20 protein-coding genes and 3 pseudogenes are annotated in these 26,162 nt (G+C 67.2%); 15 read left to right on the top strand and 8 right to left on the bottom strand.

Translation table 11 applies throughout. The features are described from left to right. Positions 1-146: 146 nt before the first annotated feature. Positions 147-1,475 carry a WcbI family polysaccharide biosynthesis putative acetyltransferase gene (locus tag FBZ88_RS29690; RefSeq protein ID WP_145620596.1) on the bottom strand — a complete coding sequence of 443 codons (1,329 nt, stop codon included), beginning with the start codon at positions 1,473-1,475 and terminating at the stop codon, positions 147-149. Positions 1,476-2,337: 862 nt separating this feature from the next. Then, positions 2,338-2,502 (bottom strand): hypothetical protein, encoded by a 165-nt coding sequence (locus FBZ88_RS30450; protein WP_186464664.1) that lies wholly within the window; start codon positions 2,500-2,502, stop codon positions 2,338-2,340. A gap of 48 nt (positions 2,503-2,550) precedes the next feature. Between FBZ88_RS30450 and FBZ88_RS29695 the strand changes: the two genes are divergently transcribed. Then, positions 2,551-5,928 carry a glycosyltransferase family 9 protein gene (locus FBZ88_RS29695; protein ID WP_186464665.1) on the top strand — a complete coding sequence of 1,126 codons (3,378 nt, stop codon included), beginning with the start codon at positions 2,551-2,553 and terminating at the stop codon, positions 5,926-5,928. Positions 5,929-5,974: 46 nt separating this feature from the next. Then, positions 5,975-7,396, top strand: coding sequence for a hypothetical protein (locus tag FBZ88_RS29700; protein ID WP_145620598.1), 1,422 nt, complete (start codon positions 5,975-5,977; stop codon positions 7,394-7,396). Here FBZ88_RS29700 and FBZ88_RS31180 read toward each other — a convergent pair. Continuing rightward, a complete protein-coding gene (locus tag FBZ88_RS31180) occupies positions 7,393-7,905 on the bottom strand; it encodes an IS5 family transposase (protein WP_246138913.1) in 513 nt (170 codons plus the stop codon). The genes FBZ88_RS29700 and FBZ88_RS31180 overlap by 4 nt on opposite strands. 47 nt (positions 7,906-7,952) lie before the next feature. Next, positions 7,953-8,096 (bottom strand): annotated as a pseudogene (locus FBZ88_RS31450) (transposase); the annotation flags it as partial. A 229-nt stretch (positions 8,097-8,325) separates the two neighbouring features. On the opposite strand from FBZ88_RS31450, the gene FBZ88_RS29710 reads away from it, so the two are divergent. Then, entirely contained in the window at positions 8,326-8,676 is a 351-nt protein-coding gene (locus FBZ88_RS29710) for a transposase (RefSeq protein ID WP_211102851.1), read from the top strand. Beyond that, positions 8,625-9,473, top strand: a complete 849-nt coding sequence (locus FBZ88_RS29715) for an IS3 family transposase (protein ID WP_246138914.1) — start codon at positions 8,625-8,627, stop codon at positions 9,471-9,473. Before FBZ88_RS29710 ends, FBZ88_RS29715 begins: the two co-directional genes overlap by 52 nt. On the opposite strand, the pseudogene FBZ88_RS29720 reads toward FBZ88_RS29715, so the two are convergent. After that, positions 9,410-10,486 (bottom strand): annotated as a pseudogene (locus FBZ88_RS29720) (IS5 family transposase); the annotation flags it as partial. The gene FBZ88_RS29715 and the pseudogene FBZ88_RS29720 sit on opposite strands and share 64 nt — an antisense overlap. A 3-nt stretch (positions 10,487-10,489) precedes the next feature. Then, positions 10,490-10,666: pseudogene (locus tag FBZ88_RS31615) on the bottom strand (integrase core domain-containing protein); the annotation flags it as partial. Between the two features lie 225 nt (positions 10,667-10,891). Between FBZ88_RS31615 and cobW the strand changes: the two are divergent. From cobW to cobJ, 6 genes are all read left to right on the top strand, one after another. Next, entirely contained in the window at positions 10,892-11,941 is a 1,050-nt protein-coding gene (gene cobW, locus FBZ88_RS29730) for a cobalamin biosynthesis protein CobW (protein ID WP_145620601.1), read from the top strand. 155 nt (positions 11,942-12,096) lie between these two features. After that, complete coding sequence (gene cobN, locus FBZ88_RS29735; protein WP_145620602.1) at positions 12,097-15,786, top strand: cobaltochelatase subunit CobN; 3,690 nt, start codon at positions 12,097-12,099, stop codon at positions 15,784-15,786. Then, a complete protein-coding gene (gene cobG, locus FBZ88_RS29740) occupies positions 15,783-17,132 on the top strand; it encodes a precorrin-3B synthase (protein WP_145620603.1) in 1,350 nt (449 codons plus the stop codon). Before cobN ends, cobG begins: the two co-directional genes overlap by 4 nt. A gap of 14 nt (positions 17,133-17,146) precedes the next feature. Then, positions 17,147-17,812 carry a precorrin-8X methylmutase gene (locus FBZ88_RS29745; RefSeq protein ID WP_145620605.1) on the top strand — a complete coding sequence of 222 codons (666 nt, stop codon included), beginning with the start codon at positions 17,147-17,149 and terminating at the stop codon, positions 17,810-17,812. Positions 17,813-17,817: 5 nt separating this feature from the next. Then, positions 17,818-18,612 (top strand): precorrin-2 C(20)-methyltransferase, encoded by a 795-nt coding sequence (locus tag FBZ88_RS29750; protein ID WP_145620606.1) that lies wholly within the window; start codon positions 17,818-17,820, stop codon positions 18,610-18,612. After that, positions 18,609-19,391, top strand: a complete 783-nt coding sequence (cobJ, locus tag FBZ88_RS29755; RefSeq protein WP_145620607.1) for a precorrin-3B C(17)-methyltransferase — start codon at positions 18,609-18,611, stop codon at positions 19,389-19,391. The genes FBZ88_RS29750 and cobJ overlap by 4 nt, the downstream gene beginning before the upstream one ends. Here cobJ and FBZ88_RS29760 read toward each other — a convergent pair. Next, entirely contained in the window at positions 19,370-20,110 is a 741-nt protein-coding gene (locus FBZ88_RS29760) for a cobalt-precorrin-6A reductase (RefSeq protein WP_145620608.1), read from the bottom strand. The two genes, cobJ and FBZ88_RS29760, sit on opposite strands and share 22 nt — an antisense overlap. A 29-nt stretch (positions 20,111-20,139) precedes the next feature. On the opposite strand from FBZ88_RS29760, the gene cbiE reads away from it, so the two are divergent. The 3 genes from cbiE to cobM are packed head-to-tail and all read left to right on the top strand — an operon-like array spanning position 20,140 to position 22,528. Beyond that, a complete protein-coding gene (gene cbiE, locus FBZ88_RS29765) occupies positions 20,140-21,378 on the top strand; it encodes a precorrin-6y C5,15-methyltransferase (decarboxylating) subunit CbiE (protein WP_145620609.1) in 1,239 nt (412 codons plus the stop codon). Then, positions 21,375-21,770 carry a cobalamin biosynthesis protein gene (locus FBZ88_RS29770; protein ID WP_186464666.1) on the top strand — a complete coding sequence of 132 codons (396 nt, stop codon included), beginning with the start codon at positions 21,375-21,377 and terminating at the stop codon, positions 21,768-21,770. The genes cbiE and FBZ88_RS29770 overlap by 4 nt, the downstream gene beginning before the upstream one ends. Then, positions 21,767-22,528, top strand: a complete 762-nt coding sequence (gene cobM / locus FBZ88_RS29775) for a precorrin-4 C(11)-methyltransferase (RefSeq protein WP_145620612.1) — start codon at positions 21,767-21,769, stop codon at positions 22,526-22,528. Before FBZ88_RS29770 ends, cobM begins: the two co-directional genes overlap by 4 nt. On the opposite strand, the gene FBZ88_RS29780 is transcribed toward cobM, so the two are convergent. Beyond that, positions 22,507-23,649, bottom strand: a complete 1,143-nt coding sequence (locus FBZ88_RS29780) for a cobalt-precorrin-5B (C(1))-methyltransferase (RefSeq protein ID WP_145620613.1) — start codon at positions 23,647-23,649, stop codon at positions 22,507-22,509. The two genes, cobM and FBZ88_RS29780, sit on opposite strands and share 22 nt — an antisense overlap. Between FBZ88_RS29780 and cobA the strand changes: the two genes are divergently transcribed. Next, positions 23,648-24,436, top strand: a complete 789-nt coding sequence (gene cobA / locus FBZ88_RS29785) for a uroporphyrinogen-III C-methyltransferase (protein ID WP_145620614.1) — start codon at positions 23,648-23,650, stop codon at positions 24,434-24,436. The genes FBZ88_RS29780 and cobA overlap by 2 nt on opposite strands. Then, positions 24,429-25,763, top strand: coding sequence for a cobyrinic acid a,c-diamide synthase CobB (locus tag FBZ88_RS29790; protein WP_145620615.1), 1,335 nt, complete (start codon positions 24,429-24,431; stop codon positions 25,761-25,763). The genes cobA and FBZ88_RS29790 overlap by 8 nt, the downstream gene beginning before the upstream one ends. Positions 25,764-26,162: the final 399 nt, after the last annotated feature.

Here is a 26,162-nt window from a genome sequence, read left to right on the forward strand (position 1 = left end):
CGATCCCCGCATGCCGCCCTCGGCTCCGTTCCAAGGCCAACAGTGAATCATGCTGAAACTCAGGCAGCCACAGGCTTTTTCAACAGCCTGCTAGTCGAGCGGACGCATCCCCATGTGTGGCGAAGATCAAGTGTTTCGCACAATATTCAATGGTATTGAGCGGCGATTTCCAAGTGCCCGGGTTCAGCAACGGCCGGATGATCCCTGAGAAGCGCTTTATTGTGCGGCTCAATCTCGTATGCCTTAGCCGCAGCCTGGACAGCCTGATCCTGCTGCCCAATTGATTTCAGCACATTCGCTAGGACATGCCACAGCAGGGCAACTCCCGGCCATTGACCTATCCCCTCGCGAAGCAAGGCAAGAGCATTCTCGGCTTGAGCATTGACGCAAAGCGTATTTGCCAGCATGACCCGATAGTGCACGTTGGTTGGCTCGATGCGAAGCGCGTTGTGGGCACTATCCAATGCCAAGCTTTTTTCACCTTGAGCCAAGAGCAAGCTAGCCAACTCATAGGAAGCCCAAGCCGACGGCACTGATGAGGATTGAACGCCAATGCGGATCTGCGCGATTCTCCGTTGGCGCCCTGATTTAGATGAAGAGTCCCAATCCCCGCCATACATTCCACGAAACAACGGGTCGTTATATTCATACTTTAAATATCGATCTACATATTCCCGGAACGTCATGCGCTCTCCAGTGAAGTACAAATACCTGCTATCTTCATTCAGGAAATCCATCTTGAAGTGCCTGGCCACCGAAGGATGGATTGGACTCTCAATATGGGCAACGGGAGGCGACCAACAGTTAGACGAAACACGTTCAATCAGTGCTCTTTCCACGCCTAATTTTTCAAATAATTCAGACGCAAGATGAAGATAAAGAGGGCGAGCCAAGCCGGTTGCAGTTTTAAACAGGCGCTCTTTTCTCAGATTCTTGCCGATGTATTCAGCGCATGAAAATCCGGCTTTTTCATCCTTTCTTTTAAGGGAATCAATATAGATTTCATACAATCGGTCAAGATTCATCCTCTCTGCGACATCAAGACGCTGATATTCATCAGATATCTTCGATAATTCACTTTCCTGAAGGATCTTCTTGTTTAGGTAACTATCTCCATACTCTTCCGGAAATGGCCCCTGATAATAATACGGAAGATGGTGATTCAGGACATGCATCGCACACGCATATGGCCAAAGGAATCGACCTGACACGAGCGGAAATTCAATAATTTGAGCGGCAGAGTCTATTTTATTATCACGCATCAACATATCAAGATTAACAGCCTGCACAGAATCCAACATCTGCGAGACAATAATATCAGCATCTACGAGCGCCGCCTCGGACTTCTCACTCAACCCCACAAAGCAGGGTACAAAGTGAACCTCGTCGCCCGTAGACAGTGCGACCTGCTCAGCAAAAAGCCGGTGTATGTTATTTGTCTGGCAGTTGCCAATGAATACTATCTTTCGAGTCATTATATTTTCCAGATCTCTAAGTTAATCATGTGATAGCCTTAATTAATATTTCACTCCAAAGTGCTTGCCCCCTACGAGCACGCAGCCCCTCCGCATGAGGGCGGCCGCCGCATTGACTATGAGTGATGGAAGGTTTCATTGCGCCAATCATTTAAATAAACAACTCACAACTCATCCGTGCAGCGAACAGACAGGAACTGGCCTTGTCCATGAACTCAGGCGCGAGACGCCCCGCCTCCCTGGCAAACTGGATCATGCGACTCTGTCTCCGTCCGTCCGTATTCTCAGCTTGAAACACACCGCCGCCGCCGCCGCAATACCTCTTCATATGAACCGGCGGATCGCTCGGACAGATGAGCGACCAGAATAGCTTACAGGCACGCCATGCAGCCCCCCCCTTTTTGCGAAACCGGATCCCGCGCCGACCATCCGTCATGCGCCGCCACGCGACTGTCTCACTGATTTTGCACCATGCCGCAAAAGCCTGACCCAGGGCTTTCCCATGACCGCATCCCCACGACGGCTGCAATCCGACTGCCCGATATCAATCACCCCCCGGACCAGGATTGTATGCGTCATACCGTAGCAACGGCCATACTCGAGGCAAAAAGACGGTGCCCCTGTCGATATGTGCTAGAGAAATTTTCTGCCTGCGGTTATCATCAATTTGAGCGATGTTTGATCGGTTTTTGACACCAGCTTATCTCTCCCTGCAGGTCCGTGCGCTGATGTTAACGCTTTAATATGGAGCGTTTTCATAATTAACGACCTATACGAGACGGAGAAAAGTGATGTCATAGTATCTAGTTGTTATTTCTGGTTATTTTATTTTCTATTATAGATTTTCTATTGAGGTTGCGGTTTAAAAATGTCTGATGCACGCGACGGTCACGCCCCCCTTCAAGGCAAATTCCAGCTCGAACAAAATCCCGATCGGCAGGGCTGCCTGAATTTTTATGGCGAAACCGTCATTGTCGGTGGCTGGGCGGTTTTGCCCGATGAATTCCATTCCTTCGATATCTTCCATGGGGATGTCCTGCTTGCCTCCCTCCGGCCGGATGGGGAACGCAAGGATGTGCAGGCGGCCTATCCCGATCTGCCCAATGCCCTGATGTCCGGCTTCAAGGTTGAGGTCAGCCTGGCCGGCGTGGCGCCTGAAGCCCGCGAGGGGGCCGTGCTTTCCTTCCGCATGCGGCGGGCGGGCCAGGTCCTGCGCGAAACCGCCGTCACCCTGGTCAAAGGATTGCCCACCGGGGAATTCCATCTGGACAATGCCCGGTTCGACAAGGGCGTGCTGCAGACATCCACCACCAACATCCACCTGGTGGGATGGGTGGTGGCACAGGAAGCGATCCGTTCCATCTCCGCCCACCTGGGTGACGACACGGTGATGCCTGTGCAGTTCGGCATTCCCCGCGCCGACGTCCTGGCTGTGCGCCGCACCAACCCCAACGGCCTGAACACCGGCTTTTCCCTGTTCATTCCGGAATTGCCGGAAGGAACCCTGGATCTGAAATTCCGGATCGAGATGAAGACGGGCCACGTGTTGGAACGTGGCTATACGATGAAGGCGACGCGGTCGGCCGAGGATAATCGCGCGGCGCGCGCGCGCACCTACGCCGAACGCCGTTTCTGGGAACTGGTCGCCGCCCGCCGCATGGCCGGCGATGGTGAACGACCCCACCCGCCGGACACTGACACGCTATGGGCGGTCGTCATTCTGCAAGCCGATCGCGCCGACAGCCAGTCGGTCGAGACAGCCGCCGCCTTTGAGGCGACCTTGGCCTCGGTGCGGAAGGTCCATTCAGACGGATGGCACATCCAAGCCCTAGTCCCGGCAGAGTTCAGCGGGGCGGGTGGTCCCGCCGACCGGATGGCGACCGACAAGGGCGATCTGGTTTATCGCGACGCCACCCGCCTGCGGTCCCTGCTGGCCGGATTGGCCACACGGCGGACGGGGGCGACCTTCGTCAGCTTCCTGACGCCCGGGGAGACCCTGGACCGTATCGCGCCCGCGGTGCTGGCGGCCCATGGCTGCAGCGACGACGTCGATCTGCTGTATTGGGATGAGCGGGCCACGATCGCCGGCCGGCCCAGCCTGTTGCGCAAGACGCCGGGCGCCCCCTTCGTCACCGCCTTCCATATGAATTTCGTCGGCCGGGGATGGGCGGCGCGTCTGACCAAGGCCACCTTAGCCACCCTCGCCGCCGATGGGCTGGAGTTGTTCATTGCGGGCCATCCTCTGGACCGCTTCTACCATCAGCCCCAGCGCTGCCACCACGTAGCCGAATCCCTGTCCACCACCCTGTACGCCAGCGACCTGCGCGACCTGTCGCCAGTGGAGCGGGAGGCGCGGTCGCGCGTTCTGGCCGGCATCAACCCCCGTTATGGGGTCATCCTGCCGCTGGAACCTGGCGCGGACTTCAAGGGCGCCGGGCCGGCACCCCTGCGGCTGGCGGCCGATCTGAAGGCAGCGCCCCCCCTGGTATCCATCATCATCCCCACCAAGGGTGTCCGGGGACGGGTATTCAAGTGCCTGGAAGATTTACGGTATCGCACCAGCTATAAGGCGGTCGAGATCGTTGTCCTGGACCACATCGACTTCAAGCCGGAAACGTTGGACGACAAGAATCGCCTGCGGGACCTGGCGGATATCGTCATCCCGGTCGTCGGGCCATTCAACTGGTCGCGTTTCAACAACATGGCTACCGCCCTGTCCAGCGGCGACGTCTTCGTGTTTCTGAACGACGATGTCGAAGTGGTCGATGAGGATTGGATCGAGCAGTTGCTGGCCTATTTGAATCTGCCGGCCATCGGGGCTGTGGGGCCACGCCTGCTGCTGGCGGGCGGACGTATGGTGCAGTCGGCCGGCGTGTCCCTGATGAGCCACGCCGGCTGGGCGCGCAACGACTTCGCGTTCAGCACCGCCGACCACCCTCTGGCGACTAGCGTCAACCAAGTGCCGCGCAACTGCACCTCGCTGCTGGGCGCCGCCATTGCCGTGCCGCGCGACCTGTTCCTATCCATGGAAGGGTTCGAGGAAGGCCTGGCACTGACCTTCAACGACCTGGACTTCCACATGCGGTTGCGCGACCGCGGGCATCAGGTGGCGGTCGTTCCGCAGGCCGAATTGGTGCACCACGAGAAGACGTCGCGCGCCGAGTTGGTGGAAAGCGAGATGGAGCCCTTGTATTGGGAGCGATGGCGGGCACACCATGCCGCCGGCGACCCGTACTGGCACCCGGATCTGGAACGTGAAAGCGGCATTTACAAGGTGGATCCCGAACCGGTGGAGACTATCTGGTCCGCCGGGATTGCTGGCGTGCGCAGTGAGGTGCGGCGCATGCTGCTGCTACGCATGGATCATGTCGGTGACTTCGTTTTGACACTGCCCGCGTTCCGCCAACTCCGGAACGCCTTTCCCAAGGCCAGCATCGAGGTGGTGGTGGGGACCTGGAATCGCGACCTCGCCGTCCAGTCCGGCCTGTTCGACGTGGTGCACGTTTTTAATTTGTATGCCGCGCGTTCCGGCGATGGCCGGGCCTTGGGGTCGGACGCAGCCGCGGGAGAGCTGTCGAACCTTTTCCACGGCCAATCTTATGATTTAGCTGTGGATTTCCGTGCCGACGGCGACACACGCTTCCTTCTGAAACATATTGCCGCGACCACCCGTGCAGGCTATTCACAGGGGGTCAGTTTCCCCTGGCTGGATGTCTCCGTGGAGTGGGAAGGCAATTTGCCGCAATGGCGGAAGAGCGCTAACGGCGCCGTGCAGATGCGGCGTCTGGTTTCGGCGCTGGAATTGGCCTTCCCCGAGGCGGAGACGACGTCGCCCTCCTTCTGGGGTGACGGTCAGCCGAAATCATTCGCCGGTGACGAACGCCGCCTCATCGTGCTCCATCCCTTCGCCGGCAACGATATCAAGATGTGGCCGGCCGCCCATTGGGCGGGCCTGGTCTCGATGATGGTGGCGGCGGGCTTCACGGTGGAAATCGTGGGGACGCCGGCGGAAAAGGCCGCCTATGCGACCATGGTCGACGACCTTGTGGCGGTGGGCGCGACGGACCGTATCGGGCAATTCACCTTGCCGGAGCTGGTCACTTACATCGGTGGTGCCGATTGCTTCGTGGGGTCGGACAGCGGACCCAAGCACATCGCGGCCTCTACCGGTATTCCGACGGTGGCGGTACAATCCGGGTTTGTGGATCCCGTCACCTGGTCTCCTTTCAACGCTTTGGGCGTCAGTGTTGTCAAACGCGTATCCTGCGCGCCCTGTTATTTGGATGATGTCCGACTGTGCGGCCGCAACCATGATTGCATGCGGAAGATCTTCCCGGCTCAGGTCTTCCGTCATGTGGCCTCGCTGAGTGGCCGCGGCCATGCCGCCAGCCAACAGCCGGCCCGGACGCCCGTGACGCCGCCGGCCCGCCCGCGCCGATCCTTGGCCTCCTGAACCAACCATGACTACAATGAATTCGAGCAAGCGAAGGGACATCACCGTGACGACCGCCGGTACGACTCGGGCCAAAAAAAAAGTAATTGAAAGCACCACGGCGAAGTCCGCGCCCTCGCTGCAGGTGGTTGAGACGCTCACATCGGCCATAGGGTCGAAAGCCGGGAAGGCAGAGGTCGGCGCGCCCGTCGCACCTCCGGTTCAAACCGTCGCCACGCCGGCGCGGGCCACGGGCGCCAGGACGGCCAAGGCCGCTAAGTCCAAACGGGTCACCATAGCCGCCGCGGGCCGCGAAGAGAATATTCCCACCCCGCCATCGACCGCTCCGGTGGCTCCGGCGATCGGCCCGACGGAAACGCCCCCATCAGCCCTCCAAGGCAAAACCGCTGGTGGAACGACGAAACGGCTCCGCAAACCGAAGGCGCCCAATGCCGAGGCCGCGCCGGTCACGGCACCGTCCGCTGACGCGCCGCCCACCTCATTGCCCGTGGCCGACGCCACGCCGGGAATGCCACTCGCGGCCGAGACTCCCACCACCAGTCATCAATGGCGTGATCTGCCGGATCTAGATTCATCCGCCTCCAACACGCCGTTCAAGAGCCAGCAAATTCGTAATCTCTGGAGCAACTTCCGCCGGTTGGATGAGTTTGCGAGCGGCTTAGTACTGGAAATCACCCAGTTGCGGCGTCAGTTGGACGCCACCGAGAATGGCCGCAGTTCGGATTCCCGCAAGGTACGGGAACTGCAGGCCGAGTTGGCCCTGCTGCGCGAACGTCCCGACCCCGCCGAGTTGAGCCGCGTCCGCGCGGAAGCTGAAACCTGGAAACAGAACTATCAAGCGGTGTTTTCACAGCTCAACCAGCTGACCACCCAGGTCGAGGAGCTGCGCCAGAGCGCGACGGAGCTGGAATGGCTGCGGCGGGATCGAGCTACCCTTAGCGAAGCCTTCCAATCGATAACGGAAACGCTGGCCCAGGTGGCGGATGGCCTCGCCCCCTTGGGCCTGCCCACCAAGAAGCTGAACGATGCGGATGGGGCAGAGCATTTCAGCAAGGCCGCGCAGGCCTTCTATCGCGTGTCAACAGCAGCCCTAACGTGCCCGCCTACACTGAACGTCGACCTTCGAATCGACCGCATAGTACCCTTTTATGAGACATCCGGCTTAGCGGGCGCCGTGGAAGAAGTCGAACTGAACGGCAACAATTATCAATGCACCGGATGGGCCACGACCCGCATGGTGCCCAACATTGCTTCGTTGGTGGCGGTGTTCGATGATACGGGCTGTCTTGGCTACAGCTACCCCGGCCAGCCTCGCCAGGACGTGGTAGCGGCGTTGACCGGTTGCAATCCCAATTGCGGATTCCGGGTCCCCCTGCTCCGTCATCCGAAGGGTCCCTTGCGGATCTTCCTGATTGTCCTGCTGGAGGGCAAGGCGCCGTTCGCGTTGATGTTGCCCTTCATCAACTAGGGCCTGTTGACAAAGCTGAGTAGCCAGATTTTGGCGGCGGTGAGATTGAGGAAGGCGAGGAAGGATTTCGCGGTCTTGTCGTATCGGGTGGCGATGCGGCGGAACTGCTTCAGCCGATTGAACATGCGCTCGATGCGGTTGCGGTCCTTGTAGCTCTGGAAGTCGCAAGCGATCGGCTCTCGCCGGTTCGATCTGGGCGGGATGACGGGCAGGACGCCGTGGACGAGCAGGCTTTGCCGGACCTCGTCGCCATCATAGCCCTTGTCGGCCAGCATCAGCCTGGGCTTGCGCACATCAAGGTCGAACAGGTCCGGCACGGCTTCGTAGTCGGAAGCCTGGCCGCCGGTCAGGACGAAGCCGAGAAGGCGTCCTTGACCGTCTGCGCGGGCGTGGATTTTGCTCGTAAAGCCGCCGCGGCTTCGACCAAAGCCCTCCTTATGAGTCCCCCTTTTGCGCCGGCGGCCTGGCTGTGGCCCCGGACGGTGGTGCTGTCGATCATGTGCTGCCAATCGTCAGTCAGCCCGAGATCGACCAGGGTCTGAAGCAGCACGTCCCACACGCCCTGCTCGGCCCAGCGCCGGAACCGAACATAGATAGAGTTCCATTTACCGTAGCGCTCGTGCATGTCCCGCCACGGGCAGCCGACACGCAGTACGTAGAGCATCCCGTTCAGGAGTCGTCTGTGAAGAATGGCCCTGATCGGCTCAACTGGAGCTGATCAGGGCCATTAGCTTTGAGTTTGGAGGACCAGGAAGAGGGCCCGCCAAAGGTCTTTGAACCACCTGATGAGGAGGTGGAAGTTGAAGCCGGCGGCGGCGAGGATGTAAACGGCGAAGTGATTTTCCCCAGAAGTTGGAGTGCGCCCCTTGGGGTGGACACAGCGGGTATAAAAGATTGACGGTGATGTCGGGCCTTGCAGGAGTGGGGTCATGGCGAAGCACCGAGTTTACAGCATCGCGTTCAAACGCCAGGTAGTTGCCGAGTACGTGGCCGGGGAAGCCTTGTACGGCTTGGCGAGACGGCATGGCATCTGCCGCAACCTGATCCGGGTCTGGGTCGCCAAGGCAGAGGCCGGCGAATTCGACGAGGAAGTTGAGGCGTCGAACCTTCTCGTCGAATACGAAGGGCGGATCGCCGCCCTGGAAAGGCTGGTCGGCCGGCAGGCGCTGGAGATCGAGTTTCTAAAGGGGGCGCTGAAGCACGGACGCTCCAGCAAAAGCGGGACTATATCAGTAATTGCCGGCCCGCCGGTCTCAGCGTCGCCGAAGGCTGCCGGCTGATGGGGATCGCGCGCTCCACCTACTATGACGTCCCTGTCGAGACCGATGGCGACGCCATTATCCTGGACCGGATGAAGGCCATCTGCGCCGAGTTCGAAAGCTACGGCTATCGGCGGGTCGGTGCGGAACTGCGGCAGCAGGGGCTGGTGGTCAACAGCAAGAAGGTGCGCCGGCTCATGCGCGAGCACGACCTCCAACCCCGGCGCCGGCGGCGCTTCGTCGCCACGACCGACAGCGACCATGACGAGCCGATTTTCCCGAACCGGGCGGCGGACATGACCCTTACCGGGCCCGACCAGCTCTGGGTCGGCGACATCACTTATGTGGCCGTGGCGGCCGGCTTCGTCTACCTGGCCGTGATCCTGGACGCTTGGTCCCGCCGTGTCGTGGGCTATGCGATCAGCCGCTCCATCGACACCCGGCTTACGATGGCAGCCCTGAAGGCTGCCATCGCCGCACGAAGCCCACCCGCCGGCTGTGTCCATCACACCGACCGTGGCAGTCAGTATGCCAGCGTCGCCTATCGGCGGATCTTGGCAGACAACGGCTTCGTCGGCTCCATGAGCCGGCGCGGCAATCCTTACGACAACGCCAAGGCCGAAAGCTTCATGAAAACCCTGAAGGTCGAGGCCGTTTATCCCATGGCGTACGAGACCTTCGACGACGTCGTGGCCGATCTGCCGCGTTTCATCGATCTGGTTTATAATGCCCGGCGCCTTCATTCAGCGCTGGGCTATCTCAGCCCTATTGCATTCGAAGAACAACACGCCCGATCACCGGTCAATTCCGCGGCTTGAAGCTGTCCACCCCAAGGGGCGCACTCCAACTTCTGGGGAGTATTCATCCGCCACTCACAGAGGACGGCATTGATGCGGTCGCCGCTGCGTCCCTTGAGGTAGTCGCGCCCCATGCGGTGTTCGGCCTTGAGATGGCCAATGATGGGCTCGATGGCGGCCCTGCGTTTCATCTCCCGCTTGATGGCGGCGGTGGTTCTGCGGACCTGGCCAGTGATCCAGACCTTGAACTTGTTGGGATGGTTGTGCCCGCGATAGCCCTTGTCGACGTGGACCCGGTCTGGATCGTGCCCGGTGTTGGCCTTGATGTCGGCGACGGCCTTGGCGAGGGTGTGTCCGTCGAAGGGGTTGCCGTGGAGGGCCTGGGCGTGGAGGACAAAGAGCCCTCCCTTGGGCTTGGTGATGGGGACGGCGACGCTTACCTTGCAATCGAACTCGTAAGGGGCGCGGGCCTTGCCTTTGCCGATGCATTCGACCTCGGGGGCATGGAGGGAATAGACCTTTTGCCCGCGCTGGCGCTGGGTCTGCATGCTGATCTTGATGGCCAAGTCGCGTAAAGGGGCGTAGCGGGCTAGGAGGGCCGGAGCCTCGGCGCGCCCCTTGGCGGCGATCTTGCGGTTGATGTCGCGGATGAGGCGGCCCAGGCGGGTGCGCAGGAACTTCAGTTGGCGATTGGCCCGCTTGTGCTGGTGGGCGTGGGTGTAGCGGCCGACCATGATGGCGGCCTTCTTGGCCACGCGCAGATAGCTCTGGCGCAGCGTGATGCCATTGTCCTTGGCGAAGGCGACCAGTTTCTCGATGGCCTTGTGGGTCAGGCGGGCGTCGGTGGGGTGGGCGATGGCCTTGGGCTGGACGGTGGTGTCCACCGCCACGCGCGCCAAGTCTTTGGTGCTGAGCGCGCCGGTGGCCTGGGCCACCCGCAGGCTCTCCTGGATCAGCGCCGCCAGCCGCTCCTCGCCCAGACGCTGGCGCCAGCGGGACATCGACGACCGGTCGAAGGGCATTGCAAAGTTGTAGGCGCCGACCAAGGCGTTCAGATGCTGCTCGAACTGTTCATGGCTGTCGTAGTTGTAGCGTTTGACCGTGGCTTCCTTGATGGTTCGGTTCATGCGCTCGACCTGGCCGTTGGTCCAGGGATGCCTGATCTTGGTAAGGCGGCGTTCGATGCCATTCTCCTGGCATCGCCTGTCGAACATGTGCGTCACGTACCGGGCCGTCGGGCCATCGGCATATCGTGGCGGGAAGGTGAACTGGATCACTTTGTCGCTCAGTCCCCTGATGCTTCGCGATGAAGGCCAACCTTATAGACTACCCTTCGCAAAGCATTCCCTCAGGTAGACATGATTTTATCGCCTCTTCTCTTTTTGTTCAAAGTTTCGCAGCATCCACTTCCGTCCCTTAGGTACCTGAAAGACACGCCCATGTCCGCCCCCTCGCCCAAAATCCCCGCCACCGTCATCACCGGCTTCCTCGGTGCCGGCAAGACCACGCTGATCCGCGGGCTGCTGCAGAACCCGGGAGGCCGCAAGCTGGCGCTGATCATCAACGAGTTCGGCGACGTCGGTGTGGACGGCGCGGTGCTCAAGGGCTGCGGCGACGCGGCCTGCCCGGAGGATCGGGTGATTGAACTGGCCAACGGCTGCCTGTGCTGCACCGTGGCGGATGATTTCGTGCCGGCGCTAGAAACCCTGCTGAACCGCGCCGACCCGCCGGACCACATTATCATCGAGACCAGCGGCCTGGCCCTACCCAAGCCGCTGGTGCGCGCCTTCACCTGGCCGGCGGTGCGCTCGCGTGTTACGGTGGACGGCGTGGTGGCGGTGGTGGCGGCCGATGCCGTGGCCGAGGGCCGGTTCGCGCCCGATGCCGAGGCGCTGGCCCGGCAGAAGGCCGCCATGGAGGCCGGCGACGCCACGGTGGAGCACGAAACCCCCGTACAGGAGGTGTTCGAGGACCAGGTGCTGTGCGCCGACCTGATCCTGGTCAGCAAAACCGACCTGGTGGACGAGGCCGGGCTGGCCGCCGTGGCGGAGACGGTGAAGGCCCTGCGGCCCACCGCCCCGCCCCTGGTGCGCGTGGCCCATGGCGATGTCGACCCCAATGTGCTGCTGGGCCTGTCGGCCGCGGCGGAGGCCGACCTGGACGCCCGCGTCAGCCATCACGACAACGAGGAAGATCACGACCACGATGACTTCACCAGCTTTGTCGCCGAATTGCCGTCCCAGGCCGATCCGGAGGCCCTGGTCCGCCGGCTGGGCGAGGTCACCCAGCGCTTCGGCATCCTGCGCCTGAAGGGCTTCATCGATGTGCCGGGCAAGCCCATGCGCCTGCTGGTGCAGGGTGTGGGCCCCCGCATCCAGACCAGCTACGATCGGCTGTGGGCCCCGGACGAGGCACGGCGCAGCCGCTTGGTGGTAATCGGTGAGACGGGCCTGGACAGGGCGGCCATCGAGGCGGCGCTGGCCGCCTGATTGACCGCGCGGACGAGGCGTGGACGCGAAGCGGTGCCCTGCGCCAATCCCGCTGTTGACCCATCCCGCTGTTGAATTGACGGCGTATAGGGGCTAGAGCGGCATAAAGCTCGCTTTTCGTCGTTTAGTGTCGTCACACGGGTTCCGCCCCTCCCATGCACCTGTTGCCCACCCAGGCCGAGGATCTGCTGGCGTCCCCCCAAGCCGAGGATTTGGGGCAGACGCCGGCGGAGTGCGTGTTGCTGTCCTTTTCCGACAGTGACCTATCGGCGGTGGCCGCCGCCTACCACGCCGTGGGTAATGTTCCCTGGCGGCCCACGCTGCGCCTGGCCAATCTGATGCGCCTGGGGCATCCCCTATCCGTCGATATGTATGTCGAGGCGGTGGTATCCCGCGCCCGTTTGGTGGTGCTGCGCCTGAACGGTGGCGCCGGCTATTGGCGCTATGGGCTGGAGCAGGTGGCGGAGGTCTGCCGGGCCCGCGGCGTCCCTCTAGCCGTGCTGCCGGGCGAGGCCAAGGCCGATCCCGGCCTGGAGGGCGCCTGCACGGTGGACATGGCCACGGCCCGCCATCTCTGGCGCTGTTTCGTGGAGGGCGGGCCCGACAACATGGCCCGGCTGCTGGCCGAGTCCGCCCATTTGCTGGGACGGCCGCCGCCCGCCGACCTGCTGGCGGGCGAGCCCATGCCCCTGCCCCGCTATGGCCGTCATGAAGGCTGGCACGCGCCAGTCCCTGTCGCAGGTCCGCCCGCGGCACTGGTCTTCTATCGATCGCACCTGCAGGCCGGCAACCTGGCGCCTCTGCACGCGCTGGCCGACGCCCTGGCCCGGCGCGGCCTGGCGCCCCACCTCTATTACGCGGCCAGCCTGAAGGAGGGCCCGGCCGCCCAGTGGCTGGCGGCCGAACTGGCGGCCCTCCGGCCGGCCGTGGTCCTGAACGCCACCGGATTTTCCGCGCGCCAGGGCCTGGAAGACCGGTCGCCCCTGGACGCCCCCGGTGTGCCGGTGCTGCAGGCCGTGTTGTCCACGGGCACGGAGGCGCTGTGGGAAAAAGCCCGCGCCGGCTTGGGTCCCGCAGATCTGGCCATGACCGTGGTGCTGCCGGAGATGGACGGCCGCCTGCAGGGCCCCGCCATCGCCTTCAAGGCGGCGGCCGACTGGGACCCGGCCTTGGAATACGCCCCGACCTTGAGCCGCCCCCGTGTCGACCGGGTGGACGCGCTGGCCGAGAAAGCGGCCGCCTGGGCCCGCCTGGCCGCCACCCCGCCGGCGGGGCGCCGCGTGGCCCTGGTGCTGTCCGATTATCCTGCCCGCGGCGGCACCGGCTTGGCGCTGGGCCTGGACACGCCGGCCAGCACCCTGGCGATGCTGGCAGCTCTGGCCGGTGCCGGCTATGGGGTAACGGATGTGCCACCCGACGGTGCCGCCCTGATGGCCGCCCTGCGCCGACCCCTCGACGGCGACACGCCAGGCCTTAGCTTGGCCGATTATGCCCGGCTGATGGACCCGGCGGCGCAAGCCACCATCACCGCCCGGTGGGGGCCACCCTCGGCCGACCCTCTGGCGCATGACGGTGCACTGCGCTTTCGCGTCCAACCCTGCGGCACCATACTGGTGGCGGTCCAGCCCAGCCGGGGGCATGGCGCCATCGACAGCGCCGCCCACCATGACCCCGATACCCCGCCCAGCCACGGCTATGCCGCCTTTCACCTGTGGCTGCGCCATGTGATGGACATCCATGCCCTGGTGCAGGTGGGCGCCCATGGCACCCTGGAATGGTTGCCGGGCAAAGCCGTGGCGCTGTCGGCCGACTGCTGGCCGGAGCGGCTGGCCGGCCCCCTGCCCGTCCTCTACCCCTACATCGCCACCAACCCCGGCGAAGGCGTGCAGGCCCGCCGTCGCCTGGGCGCCGTGCTGGTGGGGCACCTGCCGCCGCCGCCCGTGCCGGCGGGGCTGCACGGCGACTTGGCGGCCCTGGAGCAAGCGCTGGACGAATACGCCCAGGCGCAGAGCCTGGACCCGCGCCGCCTGCCCACCCTGCGGGCCCGCATCCGCGACCTGGCCTGGGAGGCCGGCGTCACCCGCGACCTGAATCTGCCGGCCGATCCGGCCACGGGGGATCTTCCCGACGAGGCCCTGGCCCGGCTGGATGCCCATCTTTGCGACATCAAGGAGATGCAGATCCGCGACGGGCTGCATGTCTTCGGGACGGCCCCGGACGACGGCGCCCAGGCCGCCTTCCTGGCCGCCATGGCGCGCTTTCCCCGCCGTGATCAGCCATCCATGACCGAGGCGTTGGCCCGCGACCTGGGCCTGGCCGGCACGCTGGAGGATCTGTTCACAGGCGACGCCGCGGCGCCCTGGCCCCATCCCCTGCCGACCCTGCTGGCGGAGCGGACGAGCACCGGTCCCTCCGTTGGGCGGGTGCGGGCGGCGCTGGACGGCCTGGTGCGGGATCTGGTGTCAGGCCAGATCGTTCCGTATCCGGAATGGAAAAGGGCTGCGGCCGTCCTGGCCGCTCTGCGGGCCGAGGTGGCGCCCCCGTTGGCGGCCAGCGGCCCGGCGGAGATGGCCGCCCTGCTGGCCGGCCTGGACGGCCGCTTCGTCGCCCCAGGCCCCGGTGGGTCGCCGGCGCGCGGCCGGGCCGATGTGCTGCCCACCGGCCGCAACCTCTACGCCATCGACCCCCGCGCCGTACCCACGCCCAGCGCCTGGGCCTTGGGCTGGAAGGGGGCGGATGCCGTGCTGACGCGCCATCTGCAAGACCAAGGCGACTGGCCGCGCCAACTGGTGGTGGATTGCTGGGGCAGCCCCACCCTGCGCACCGGCGGGGAAGAACTGGCCCAGGCCCTGGCCCTGATGGGCGTGCGCCCCCTGTGGGAGGCTGGCAGCGGCCGGGTGACGGGCGTGGAGGTGTTGCCGGCCACCGTGCTGGGCCGCCCGCGCGTGGATGTGACCCTGCGCGTCTCCGGCTTGTTCCGCGACATGTTCCCGGCGCAGTTGGCCCTGTTCGACCAGGCGGCGTGCAAGGTCGCCGGGCTGGACGAGCCGGACGCGGTCAATCCCCTGGCCACCGCCATGCGCACCGACCGTGACGCCCTGGTGACCGGCGGCATGGATAGGGCGGAGGCTGACCGCCGAGCGACCGCCCGCGTCTTCGGCGCCGCCCCTGGCGGCTATGGCACCGGCCTGGCGCAACCGTTGGCCACCGGCGACTGGCAGGCACGCGACCAGCTGGGCACCGCCTATCTCGACACCGGCTGCCACGCCTACGGCCTGGGCCTGGACGGCGTGGCCCTGCCCGCCCTGTTCCGCCGGCGCGTGGGCTTGGCCGACGCCTTGGTCCATATCCAGGACCAACGCGAAACCGACGTACTGGACAACGACGGCATGACCCAGTTCGAGGGCGGGTTCGCCGCCGCCGCCGGCCTGCTGGGCAGCGACCCTGTCCTCTATCATGTCGACAGCGCCGAGCCGGAGCGCATCACGCCCCGCACCCTGGCGGAGGAGGCCGCCCGCGTGGTGCGCGGCCGCGCCGCCAACCCACGCTGGATCGACGGGCAACGCCGCCATGGCCACAGCGGGGCCGCCAACCTGGCCCGCACGGTGGATGGCGCCGTGGCCCTGGCGGCACTGACGGGCGCCGTGCGATCGCACCAGGTGGACAGCCTCTATGATGCCTATGTGGCGGACAGCGAAACCTGGGCCTTCCTGTCGGACAGCAACCCCGACGCCGCCCGGCAAATCCTGGACCGGTTCCAGGAAGCTTTGCAGCGCGGCCTGTGGCATCCCCGGCGCAATTCCACGCCCGAGGATCTAACCCGCCTGCGGGAGGAATTGGCATGAGTACCCCCATCAATCCGCCGCGTGTGCGGGGCGCCTGCCCCGGCGCACTGGTGCCCATGGCGGTGGCCGACGGCCTGCTGGTGCGTCTACGCATTCCCGGCGGCAGGCTGCCGGGGCCGATGGTGGCGGCAATCTGCGGCCTGGCGGAGCGTTACGGCAATGGCCTGGTGGATCTGAGCCAACGGGCCAACCTGCAGATCCGCGGCGTGACCGAAGCGGCACTGCCCGCCCTGACCGACGCCTTGCGCGAGCTGGGCTTGGTCAACGGCGAGCCGGCGGCGGAGAGGGTGCGCAACGTGCTGTGCAGCCCCACCTGCGGCCTGGACCCGGCGTGCGCGCCCGTGCGCCCCCTGGCCCAGGCGCTGGACGCCGCCTTGGCCGATAGTCCCGACCTGTGGGCCGCGCTGCCGGCCAAGTTCAGTTTCGTCCTGAACGGTGGCGGCCAAGCGCCCCTGGCCGATACCGTTGCCGATGTCCGCTTCGACGCGCTGCCTGGCACCGGCCTGTTCCGGGTGGCGGTGGGCGGAGATCAGCCCGGCGCCACGCCGCTGGGTGTCTGCACCGCCGACGCGGTGGTGAACACCGCCCTCACCCTGGCCCGCGCCTATGTCCGCCTCTCGAACGGCCGCTACCGGCGCCTGGCCGCCCTGGTGGCGGCGGAGGGCACGGCTGGGCTTGCCACCCGCGTGGCCCTGGCCCCGATGCCCCTCGACACCGGCCTGCCTGGCCTGCGCCTTGAACAAGTGCTGGGGGCGCACGCTGGCTGGGTGGGCCTCGGCTTTCCCTTCGGCGGCATGAGCGTTCAATGGCTGGCGCTCGTCGCGCACATGACGCCGGCCCTGCGCCTGACCCCCTGGCGCACCGTGCTGCTGGAAGGAGGCGGCAGTGACTTGGTTGAAATCTTTCAGCCCACAGGACTGTTCATCCTGGCGCCCGAGGACCCCCGCCTGGCGCTGTCGGCCTGCAGTGGTCGTGGTGCCTGCGATTCAGGATTGACGGACGCGCGCGGCGACGCCTTGGCGCTGGCCCGGGTCGCCCCCCGCCTGCTGGCGCGCGGGCATATCCATGTCTCGGCCTGCGCCAAGGGCTGCGCCCACCCCGCGTCGGCGCTGGTCACGCTGACGGCGCGCGGCGATCAGGCTTATGATGTCAGCCTGCTGGCCCCCGCCGGCGGGGCGGCGCAATGGCGCGGCGTGACGGCCGCGCGTGCGACATCGCTGGTGGCGGCGCTGGAAGCTGTCTATACCCACCGGATGCGGGCGGATGAGGATCCGGCCGCCCTCATCACCCGCCTGGGCGGGCCGGCCGAAGTGGCCGCCCTGGTCGAGGCCACTATCGTCGCGTAGAGGAAAGCCCGCCCGTGTCCAGTCCCGAGCCCCATAGCCAAGGCGAGCCCCCGCAGTACGATTACATCCGCGATGGCGCCGCCATCTACGCCCGGTCGTTCGCCATCATCCGGGAAGAGGCCAGGCTGGAGCATCTGCCACAGGATCTGCGCGCCGTGGCCGTGCGCATCATCCATGCGGCGGGGCTGGTCGAAACGGCCGAGCACCTGCTGTTCTCATCGGACGTGGGGGCGGCCGCCCGCGCCGCCCTGCGCAGCGGCGCGCCCATCCTGTGCGACGCCCAGATGGTGGCGCACGGCGTCACCCGCGCCCGCCTGCCGGCCGACAATCCCGTTATCTGCACCCTGACCGCCCCCGCCGTGCCCGCCCTGGCGCAGGACCTCGCCACCACCCGCTCCGCCGCCGCTCTGGAACTGTGGCGGCCCCATCTGGCGGGCGCGGTGGTTGCCATCGGCAACGCGCCCACCGCCCTGTTCCACCTGCTGGAAATGATCGCGGCCGGCGCCCCCCGTCCGGCCGCCATCCTGGGCTTCCCCGTGGGCTTCGTCGGGGCGGCGGAGAGCAAGGACGCCCTGGCGGCCAATCCCTGGGGCCTGCCCTATCTGGCCGTGGCCGGCCGGCGGGGCGGCAGCGCCATGGCCGCGGCGGCGGTCAACGCCCTGGCCTCGGACCGGGAGTGAACGCCATGACCGACATCGCTTCCAGCACTTTGGGGCCCGGCACCCTCTACGGCATCGGCACCGGCCCTGGTGACCCCGAGCTGATGACGCTGAAGGCGGTGCGCCTGCTGCGCGCCTGCCCCGTGGTGGCCTATTTCGCCAAACGCGGCGGCGCCGGCCAGGCCCGGCGCATCGCGGCCGCCCATCTGGATGGCACCCATGAGGAGGTGCCCATGGTCTATCCCATCACGACCGAACTGCCACCGGACAGCCCCGCCTATGCCGCCGCCATCGAGGGCTTCTTCGATGAGCAGGCGGAACGGTTGGCGGACGTGCTGGCCGCCGGCAAGTCCGTGGCGGTGCTGAACGAGGGTGACCCGTTCTTTTATGGGTCCTATATGCACCTGCATCTGCGCCTGGCGCACCGCTTCCGGGTGGAGGTGGTGCCGGGCGTGCCCTCCATCCTGGGCTGTGCGGCGCAGCTGCCCATTCCCCTAACCATCCGCGACGACGTGCTGTCGGTCATCCCGGGCACGCTGGGCGAGGTGGAGCTGGCCGCTGCCCTCAGCCGCGCCGATGCCGCCGCCGTCATGAAGCTGGGCGGCAACCTGCCCAAGGTGCGCCGGGCGATCGAAAGCCTGGGCCTGACCGGCCGCGCCTGGTATGTGGAGCGCGGCACGACCGAGACCCAGCGGGTGCACCCCCTGGCCGAGGCGCCCGACGTCGCCCCTTACTTCGCCATGATTCTGATCCCAGGTCAGGGCAAGCGCGGCGACGTGCTGACCGCCCCCCAGACGGCCAAGTCCGAGGTGGCGGAATGAGCGCCCTCGGTTCGCTGACCGTCGTGGGTTTGGGCCCCGGACCCGACCGCTGGCTGACGCCGGAGGTGGCGGACGTGCTGGCCAGCGCCACCGACCTGGTGGGCTATGGCCCCTATCTCGACCGCATCCCGCAGAGCTTCCACCGCCGCCACGGCTCCGACAACCGGGTAGAGCTGTCGCGCGCCCGTCTGGCGTTGGATCTGGCGGTGTCGGGCCGCAAGGTAGCCCTGGTGTCGGGCGGCGACCCCGGCGTCTTCGCCATGGCGTCGGCCCTGTTCGAGGCGCTGGAATCCGGCGACGACCCCGCCTGGGCCGAGGTGCCGGTGCGGGTGTGCCCCGGCGTGTCCGCCATGCTGGCGGCCGCCGCGCGGGTGGGCGCGCCGCTGGGGCACGACTTCTGCGTGCTGTCCCTGTCGGACAACCTGAAACCCTGGGAGGTGGTGCTGAAGCGCCTGCGCCTGGCGGCGGAGGCCGACTTCGTCATCGCCCTCTACAACCCCATCTCCAAGGCCCGGCCCTGGCAGCTGGGTGCCGCGCTGGACACCCTACGCAGTATGAAGGATCCGGCCACGCCGGTAGTGCTGGCCCGCGCCGTGGGCCGCCATGATGAGGACATCACCATCACCACCCTGGCCGACTGCGACCCGGCCACGGCCGACATGCGCACCCTGGTGCTGATCGGGTCCAGCCAGACCCGGCTGCTGCCGCGCAAGGGCACTGACGGATTAGGTGATGTCTGGGTCTACACGCCGCGCAGCTATACGGCGGAGGTGCCGTGAGCGGCCAGCCAGTCGATGGCGTCGGACGCGGTATAGAGCCGGGGTGCCGTTCCGGCCGGCGGCCGGTCAACCATGACCACGGGCAGGCCCAAGGATCGCGCGGCTTGCAGCTTGGCCGCCGTGGCATCGCCACCACTGTTCTTGGTCACCAGGGTGCCGACGCCCTGGCTCCGCATCAGCGCCACTTCACTCGCCAGCGTGTAAGGGCCCCGGTCCAGCACCAGAGTGGCACCGACCGGCAGGGCATCCGGCGGGTCCACCGCCCGCACCAGGAATCGGCGATCCAGGACCAGGAAGGGCGTCAGCTCCTGCCGCCCCACGGTGAGGAAGACGGTGTCAGGCAGGCCGGCGAGCGCCTGGGTCGCTGCGGCCATGGTGGGCACCCGGCGCCAATCGTCGCCCGCGCCTGCCGTCCAGGGGCGGCGGGTCAGCACGGCCAGGGAAACGTGGGCAGCGGCGCAGGCCGCCTCGGCATTGAGGCTGATTTGGTCGGCGAAGGGATGGGTGGCGTCGATGACGGCCCGCACGCCCTCCGCCCGCAGATAGTCCGCCAGGCCCGCAACACCACCGAAGCCACCGATGCGGGTGGGCAAGGGCTGAGGCGCCGGATCGCGCGTGCGGCCGGCCAGCGACAGCGTGGCCTGGAAACGATCGTCACCCACCAGCAGGCTCGCCAGCTGTCGCGCCTCCGTCGTGCCGCCCAGGACCAATATCCGCATCGCCCCAACCCCGTTCCCGTGTGCCGGCCATGACTAGCACCGGCACCCCCTTGCTGACCATTCCCTGGCTGACCATTGTCGGCATTGGCGAAGATGGATGGGAGGGCCTGCCGCCCGCCGCCCGGGCCGCCGTGACCGGATCCTGCCTGTTGGTCGGCGGTACCCGCCACCTGGCCCTGGTGCCGGAGACGGCGGGGCAGGAGCGTCTGGCTTGGCCCAGCCCGCTCAGCGACGCCTTCCCCACCCTGCTGGCCCGGCGCGGCCAGGCGGTGACCGTGCTGGCCAGCGGTGATCCGCAGTGGTTCGGCATCGGCGCCACGCTGGCCCGCCAGGTGCCGCCGGCGGAGACGCGTGTGCTTCCAGCGCCCGGCGCCTTCACCCTGGCGGCGTCCCGCCTGGGCTGGGCCTTGCAGGATGTCACCTGCCTGTCACTACACGGCCGCCCGCTGGAGGCCGTCATCCCCCACCTGTTTCCCGGGGCCCGCCTGCTGCTGTTGAGCTGGGACGGTACCACACCGGCCAAGCTGGCGGCCCTGCTGCGCGAGCGCGGCTTCGGCCCCAGCACGCTCACCGTGCTGGAGGCCATGGGCGGCCCGCGCGAGCGGCTGAGCGCCGCACCGGCCGACGCCTGGCCGGACGGCGATATCCAGGACCTGAACACCATTGCGCTGACCTGCGCCATCACCCCCGGCGCCCGGGTGCTGCCGCGCAGCCCGGGACTGCCCGACGACTGGTTCCAGCACGACGGCAAGATCACCAAGCGCGAGGTGCGTGCCGTGGCACTGTCGCACCTGGCCCCCGGGCGCGGGGAGATGCTGTGGGACGTGGGGGCCGGCTCCGGCTCCATCGCCATCGAATGGCTGTTGGCGGACCCGGCCAACCGCGCCGTGGCGGTGGAAGACAGGGTCGACCGCGTGGCCGCCATCCGCGCCAACGCCCTGACCTTCGGCGTGCCCAACCTGGACTTTCGCGAGGGCGCCGCTCCGGATGCGCTGGCGGACCTGCCCCAGCCGGATGCTGTCTTCATCGGTGGCGGCCTGACCGGTGCCGGCGTGGTGGAGGCCTGCTGGCAGGCCCTGCGCCCGGGCGGGCGCTTGGTGGCCACGGCCGTGACCCTGGAGACGGAGGCCGCACTTTCCCAATGGCACACCACACTGGGCGGGTCGCTCACCCGCCTGTCGGTGGAGCGCGCTGTGCCTCTAGGGAAGTTCCGGGGATGGCGACCCTTGATGCCGGTCACGCTATGGCGGGTGGAGAAGCCGCTATGACAACCGCTGTCGGAATCGGTTGTCGCCGGGGCGTGGAGGCGGCGGAAATCCTCGATCTGCTGGCCCAGGCCTGGTCTCGCCTGGGCTGGAGCGTGGCGCCCGCCGGCCTTACCCTCAACACCCTGGCCCGCAAGGTCAAGGAGCCGGGCCTGGTCCAGGCCGCGGCCACGCTGGGCCTGCCGTTGCTGGGCCTGGAGGAAGATGCCTTGCGTACCGTCACCACGCCCAGCCCCAGCGCTGCCCCTGGCCACGGCCTGCCCCCGGTGGCGGAAGCGGCGGCGCTGGCCGCCTGTGGCGCCCCGCAGAATCCGAACGCCCACCTGATCCTGGCCCGCATCCAGGGGTCGGGCAGCACCTGCGCCGTGGCCTGTTCCGAAGGCATCCTCCCATGACCGTGCATTTCATCGGCGCCGGCCCCGGCGCGCCCGACCTGCTCACCCTGCGCGGCCGCGACCTGATCGCCCGTTGCCCCGTCTGCCTTTATGCCGGGTCGCTGGTCCCGGCCGCCGTGCTGGCCCATGCACCGGCGGACGCCCGCATCGTCGATACCGCCCCGCTGTCGCTGTCGGAAATCGTGGCGGAGTTCCAGGCGGCGTATGCGGCGGGCCAGGATGTCGCCCGCCTGCATTCCGGCGACCTGTCGGTCTACAGCGCCCTGGGCGAGCAGTTGAGGGCCCTGAAGGACCTGGGCATCCCCTACACCATCACGCCCGGCGTGCCGGCCTTCGCCGCCGCCGCCGCCGCCCTGGGCCGCGAGCTGACCCTGCCGGAGGTCAGCCAGACCCTGGTCATCACCCGCACCGGCGGCCGGGCGTCGGCCATGCCGACCAATGAGACGCTGGAGGTGCTGGGCCAGTCCGGCGCCACGCTGGCCATCCACCTGTCCATCCACGTCATCGATGAGGTGGTGGCACGCCTGACGCCGCTGTACGGCGCGGACTGCCCGGCGGCGGTAGTCTATCGCGCCTCCTGGCCGGAAGAGCGGGTGCTGCGCGGCACCCTGGCCGACATCGCCCGGCAGGTGGCCGCCAACCCCATCGAGCGCACGGCCCTGATCCTGGTGGGCAAGGCACTGGGGACCGAGGATTTCCGCGCCAGCGCGCTTTACGACGCCGGCTATCAGCGCCGCTATCGCGGGAGGGGGGAGTGAGCCTGGCCCACCCCACCAGCCTGACCGATGATACCGCCCTGCCGGTCGATGACGATCACGTCTACGGTGATGGGCGCGTCCTCCAGCACCCGCAGCGCCACAGCGCGTGCCATTTCCGCCACCCGGTTCGCCACGGGCAGGCTGGCGGCGTCGGCCAGCTGCAGCACCTCGAGCGCCGTGTTGGCGCCGCGCGCTTTGGCCACCAGATCGGGCGTGGCGCCCAAGTCGGCCAGCACGCCTGCCAGCCAGTCCAGATCCACCGCGTGACGCTTGGAATGCAAGTCCATCAGGCCCTGGGCCAGCTTGCCCAGCTTGGCGAAGCCGCCGGCGATGGTCAGGTGTGGCACGGGATGGCGGCGCAGGTATTTCAGCGTGCCGCCGGCGAAGTCGCCCATGTCCAGCAGCGCCTGTTCCGGCAGGCCGTAGCGGCGGGTCACCGCCGCCTCCGACGTGCGGCCGGTGCAGGCGGCGACGTGGGGCAGGCCGGCCGCCCGGGCCACGTCCACGCCGCGATGGATGCTGGCGATCCAGGCGCCACAGGAATAAGGCACGACGATGCCGGTGGTGCCCAGCACCGACAGGCCGCCGATGATGCCCAGGCGCGCGTTCATGGTGCGCCGGGCCAGCACCTCGCCATTGTCGATGCCGATTTCCACCACCAGGTCCGCCGGACGTCCGGCGGCCTGGGCCACGGCGGTGACCGCCTCGCGGATCATCGCGCGGGGCACGGGGTTGATGGCGGGTTCGCCCACCGGCAGCGGCAGGCCGGGCAAGGTCACGGTGCCGACACCGGGCCCGGCGCGGAAGGTGACGCCGCTGCCCCCCGCCCCCGCCGTGACGCGCGCCCGCACCAGGGCGCCATGGGTCACGTCAGGGTCGTCGCCCGCGTCCTTGATCACGCCCGCCTGGGCCCAGCCGTCACCACGCTCGGTGACGGCCAGGGCGAAGGCCGGACGCTGCCCGCCGGGCAGAGTGATGGTCACCGGGTCCGGAAAGTCACCGCCGAACAAGGCCGCCGTGGCCGCCGCCGCCGCCGCCGTGGCGCAGGCGCCGGTGGTCCAGCCGCGGCGCAGCGCGCGCCCTTCCGTCCCCTCCGTATCGATATCGCCGTCCACGTCCATGACTGACCTGACCCTACCGACCTTGGCCTTTCCCGACTTCCAGCCCGGCAGCGTCTGGCTGGTGGGTGCGGGACCGGGCGACCCCGGCCTGCTGACGCTGCTGGCTCTGCATGCTCTACGCCAGGCGGACCATATCGTCTACGACGCGCTGGTGGACGAGCGCATCCTGGACATGGCCAACCCCGCCGCGGTGAAGGAATTCGCCGGCAAGCGTGGCGGCCGCCCCTCCCCGGCACAGGAAGATATCAGCCTGCGCCTGGTGGAACTGGGACGGCAAGGCCTGCGCGTGCTGCGGCTGAAGGCGGGCGATCCCTTCGTCTTCGGCCGGGGAGGTGAGGAGGCACTGGCCCTGGTGGCCGCCGGTCTGCCGTTCCGCGTGGTGCCAGGCATCACCGCCGGGCTGGCGGGCCCCGCCTATGCCGGCATTCCCGCCACCCACCGCACCGCCAACCAGGCTGTGATCCTGGTGACCGGCCAGTCGGCGGGCGACGGGCCGGACTGGGCGGCCCTGGCCGCCACCAAGGCGCCGCTGATCCTGTACATGGCGTGGCGGGGCCTGGGCAGCATCGCCGCGGCGCTGATAGAGGGTGGCCTGGCGGCCGACACCGCCGTGGCCGTCATCTGCGACGCCACCACACCGCGCCAGAAGGTGATGACCAGCACCCTGGCCACCTGCGCGCAAGATCTGGCCGACAGCGGCCTGGCGCCACCCGCCATCATCGTCATCGGCGCCATCGCGGAGCTGCGCGGCACCTTGGACTGGCTGGGGGTGGCATCCCATGGCTGAGCGCATCGCCCCGGGCCTCATCATCGCCTCACCCGCCTCGGGCTCCGGCAAGACCACCCTGACCCTGGGCCTGCTGGCGGCCTTCCGCGCCCGGGGGCTGGACGTGCGCGCCGCGAAGTCCGGACCGGATTACATCGATCCCGCCTTCCATGCCGCCGCCTGCGGCCACCCCAGCCTGAACCTGGACAGCTGGGCCATGGAACCGGCCCTGGTCGATGGCTTGGCCTCACAGGCCGCCAACGGGGGGGAACTGCTGATCTGCGAGGCCCTGATGGGTCTGTTCGACGGCGTGGCCCGGGTAGGCGCCTGGGGCAACGGCGCCACGGCCGACCTCGCGGCCCGCACCGGCTGGCCCGTGGTGCTGGTGGTGGACGGGCGCGGGGCGTCGCAATCGGTGGCGGCCGTCGTCAAAGGCTTCGCGACCTATCGCGACGATGTGCGCCTGGCCGGCGTGGTGCTGAACAACATCGCCAGCCCCCGCCACCGCAGCTTGATCGAGGGCGCCATCGACGCCCTGGGCATTCCGGTGCTGGGCGCCCTGCCCCGCACCCCGGGCCATGCCCTGCCGGAGCGCCACCTGGGCCTGGTGCAGGCGTCGGAAACCGACGCCCTGGCCGAGCGGCTTTCCACCCTGGGCGCCTGGGTGGAAAGCCATGTCGATCTGGACCGCCTGGCGGCCTTGGCCGTGCCCTATACGCCGGCCATAACTGGTGTCGCCCCGCCTGCCCTGCCGCCACCGGGGCAGCGCATCGCCCTGGCCAGCGACGCGGCCTTCAGCTTCGTCTATCCGCATGTGCTGGCCGGCTGGCGGTGGGCGGGGGCGGAGGTGCTGCCGTTTTCCCCCCTGGCCGACCAGGCGCCCGACGCCGACGCCGACGCGGTGGTGCTGCCCGGCGGCTATCCCGAGCTGCACGCCGGCCGCCTATCGGCCGCGCAGACCTTCAAGGCCGGGATGCGCGCCCTCGCCGCGCGGGGTGCCGCCATCTTCGGCGAATGCGGCGGTTACATGACCCTGGGCGAGGTCCTAGTGGATGCCGAAGGCCAGGCGCATCAGATGCTGGGCCTGCTATCGGTCCAAACCAGCTTCGCCAAGCGCAAGCTGCACCTGGGCTACCGCCTGGTCACCACCTTGGGCGACATGGCCCTGGGCCCGGCCGGCAGCCGCTTCCGCGGCCATGAGTTCCATTACGCCAGCGTCCTGGCCCCCGGCACCGATGCGCCCCTGCTGACCGCCAAGGCCGCCGACGGTACCGACTTGGGCCCCTTGGGCAGCCGACGGGGCAGCGTGGCGGGGTCATTCCTGCACCTGATCGCGCGGGAAGGATGACGTGGTCTATCGCCACCAAGTACGTCGTGTCGTGGTCAGGGCGCCCCCTTTAACGATGTCCAGCGGGACATCATCGCCTGGCATCCCGCCGATGCCGGGGAAAGCGGCATCCACACCACCAATTCATTCACGGACGACTCCATCGGTGCAAGGCACGACTGCAAACCCGGCCGGCCGAGGAGCAAGTCCGACCTGCCCCTCGGCCGTGATCACGTGCTGTACCGCCTGATCAGAAGCTCCAGCTGGCGCGGAGGACGCCGCCGTGGCTCTGGTAGTCGTGGCGGTACTCGCCGTTGTACTCCAGGCGCAGGCTGAAGGCTTCGCTCTGCTGCAGGGTGGCGCCCAGGTTGACGGCCAGGCCGTCGGTGTTGACCCGGCCGGTGGTGCTGGCGAAGGCCA

It is taken from the genome of Nitrospirillum bahiense, from assembly GCF_007828025.1.
GTDB classification, from domain to species: Bacteria; Pseudomonadota; Alphaproteobacteria; order Azospirillales; family Azospirillaceae; genus Nitrospirillum; species Nitrospirillum amazonense.

Coding starts and splice junctions, on each gene's coding strand:
- cbiE (WP_145620609.1), top strand. CDS start 20,140: ATGACTAGCACCGGCACCCCCTTGCTGACCATTCCCTGGCTGACCATT.
- cobN (WP_145620602.1), top strand. CDS start 12,097: ATGCACCTGTTGCCCACCCAGGCCGAGGATCTGCTGGCGTCCCCCCAA.
- FBZ88_RS30450 (WP_186464664.1), bottom strand. CDS start 2,502: ATGGAAGATATCGAAGGAATGGAATTCATCGGGCAAAACCGCCCAGCC.
- FBZ88_RS29760 (WP_145620608.1), bottom strand. CDS start 20,110: ATGCGGATATTGGTCCTGGGCGGCACGACGGAGGCGCGACAGCTGGCG.
- cobJ (WP_145620607.1), top strand. CDS start 18,609: ATGAGCGCCCTCGGTTCGCTGACCGTCGTGGGTTTGGGCCCCGGACCC.
- FBZ88_RS29780 (WP_145620613.1), bottom strand. CDS start 23,649: ATGGACGTGGACGGCGATATCGATACGGAGGGGACGGAAGGGCGCGCG.
- cobG (WP_145620603.1), top strand. CDS start 15,783: ATGAGTACCCCCATCAATCCGCCGCGTGTGCGGGGCGCCTGCCCCGGC.
- cobW (WP_145620601.1), top strand. CDS start 10,892: ATGTCCGCCCCCTCGCCCAAAATCCCCGCCACCGTCATCACCGGCTTC.
- FBZ88_RS29750 (WP_145620606.1), top strand. CDS start 17,818: ATGACCGACATCGCTTCCAGCACTTTGGGGCCCGGCACCCTCTACGGC.
- FBZ88_RS29770 (WP_186464666.1), top strand. CDS start 21,375: ATGACAACCGCTGTCGGAATCGGTTGTCGCCGGGGCGTGGAGGCGGCG.
- FBZ88_RS29690 (WP_145620596.1), bottom strand. CDS start 1,475: ATGACTCGAAAGATAGTATTCATTGGCAACTGCCAGACAAATAACATA.
- cobA (WP_145620614.1), top strand. CDS start 23,648: ATGACTGACCTGACCCTACCGACCTTGGCCTTTCCCGACTTCCAGCCC.
- FBZ88_RS29790 (WP_145620615.1), top strand. CDS start 24,429: ATGGCTGAGCGCATCGCCCCGGGCCTCATCATCGCCTCACCCGCCTCG.
- FBZ88_RS29710 (WP_211102851.1), top strand. CDS start 8,326: ATGGCGAAGCACCGAGTTTACAGCATCGCGTTCAAACGCCAGGTAGTT.
- cobM (WP_145620612.1), top strand. CDS start 21,767: ATGACCGTGCATTTCATCGGCGCCGGCCCCGGCGCGCCCGACCTGCTC.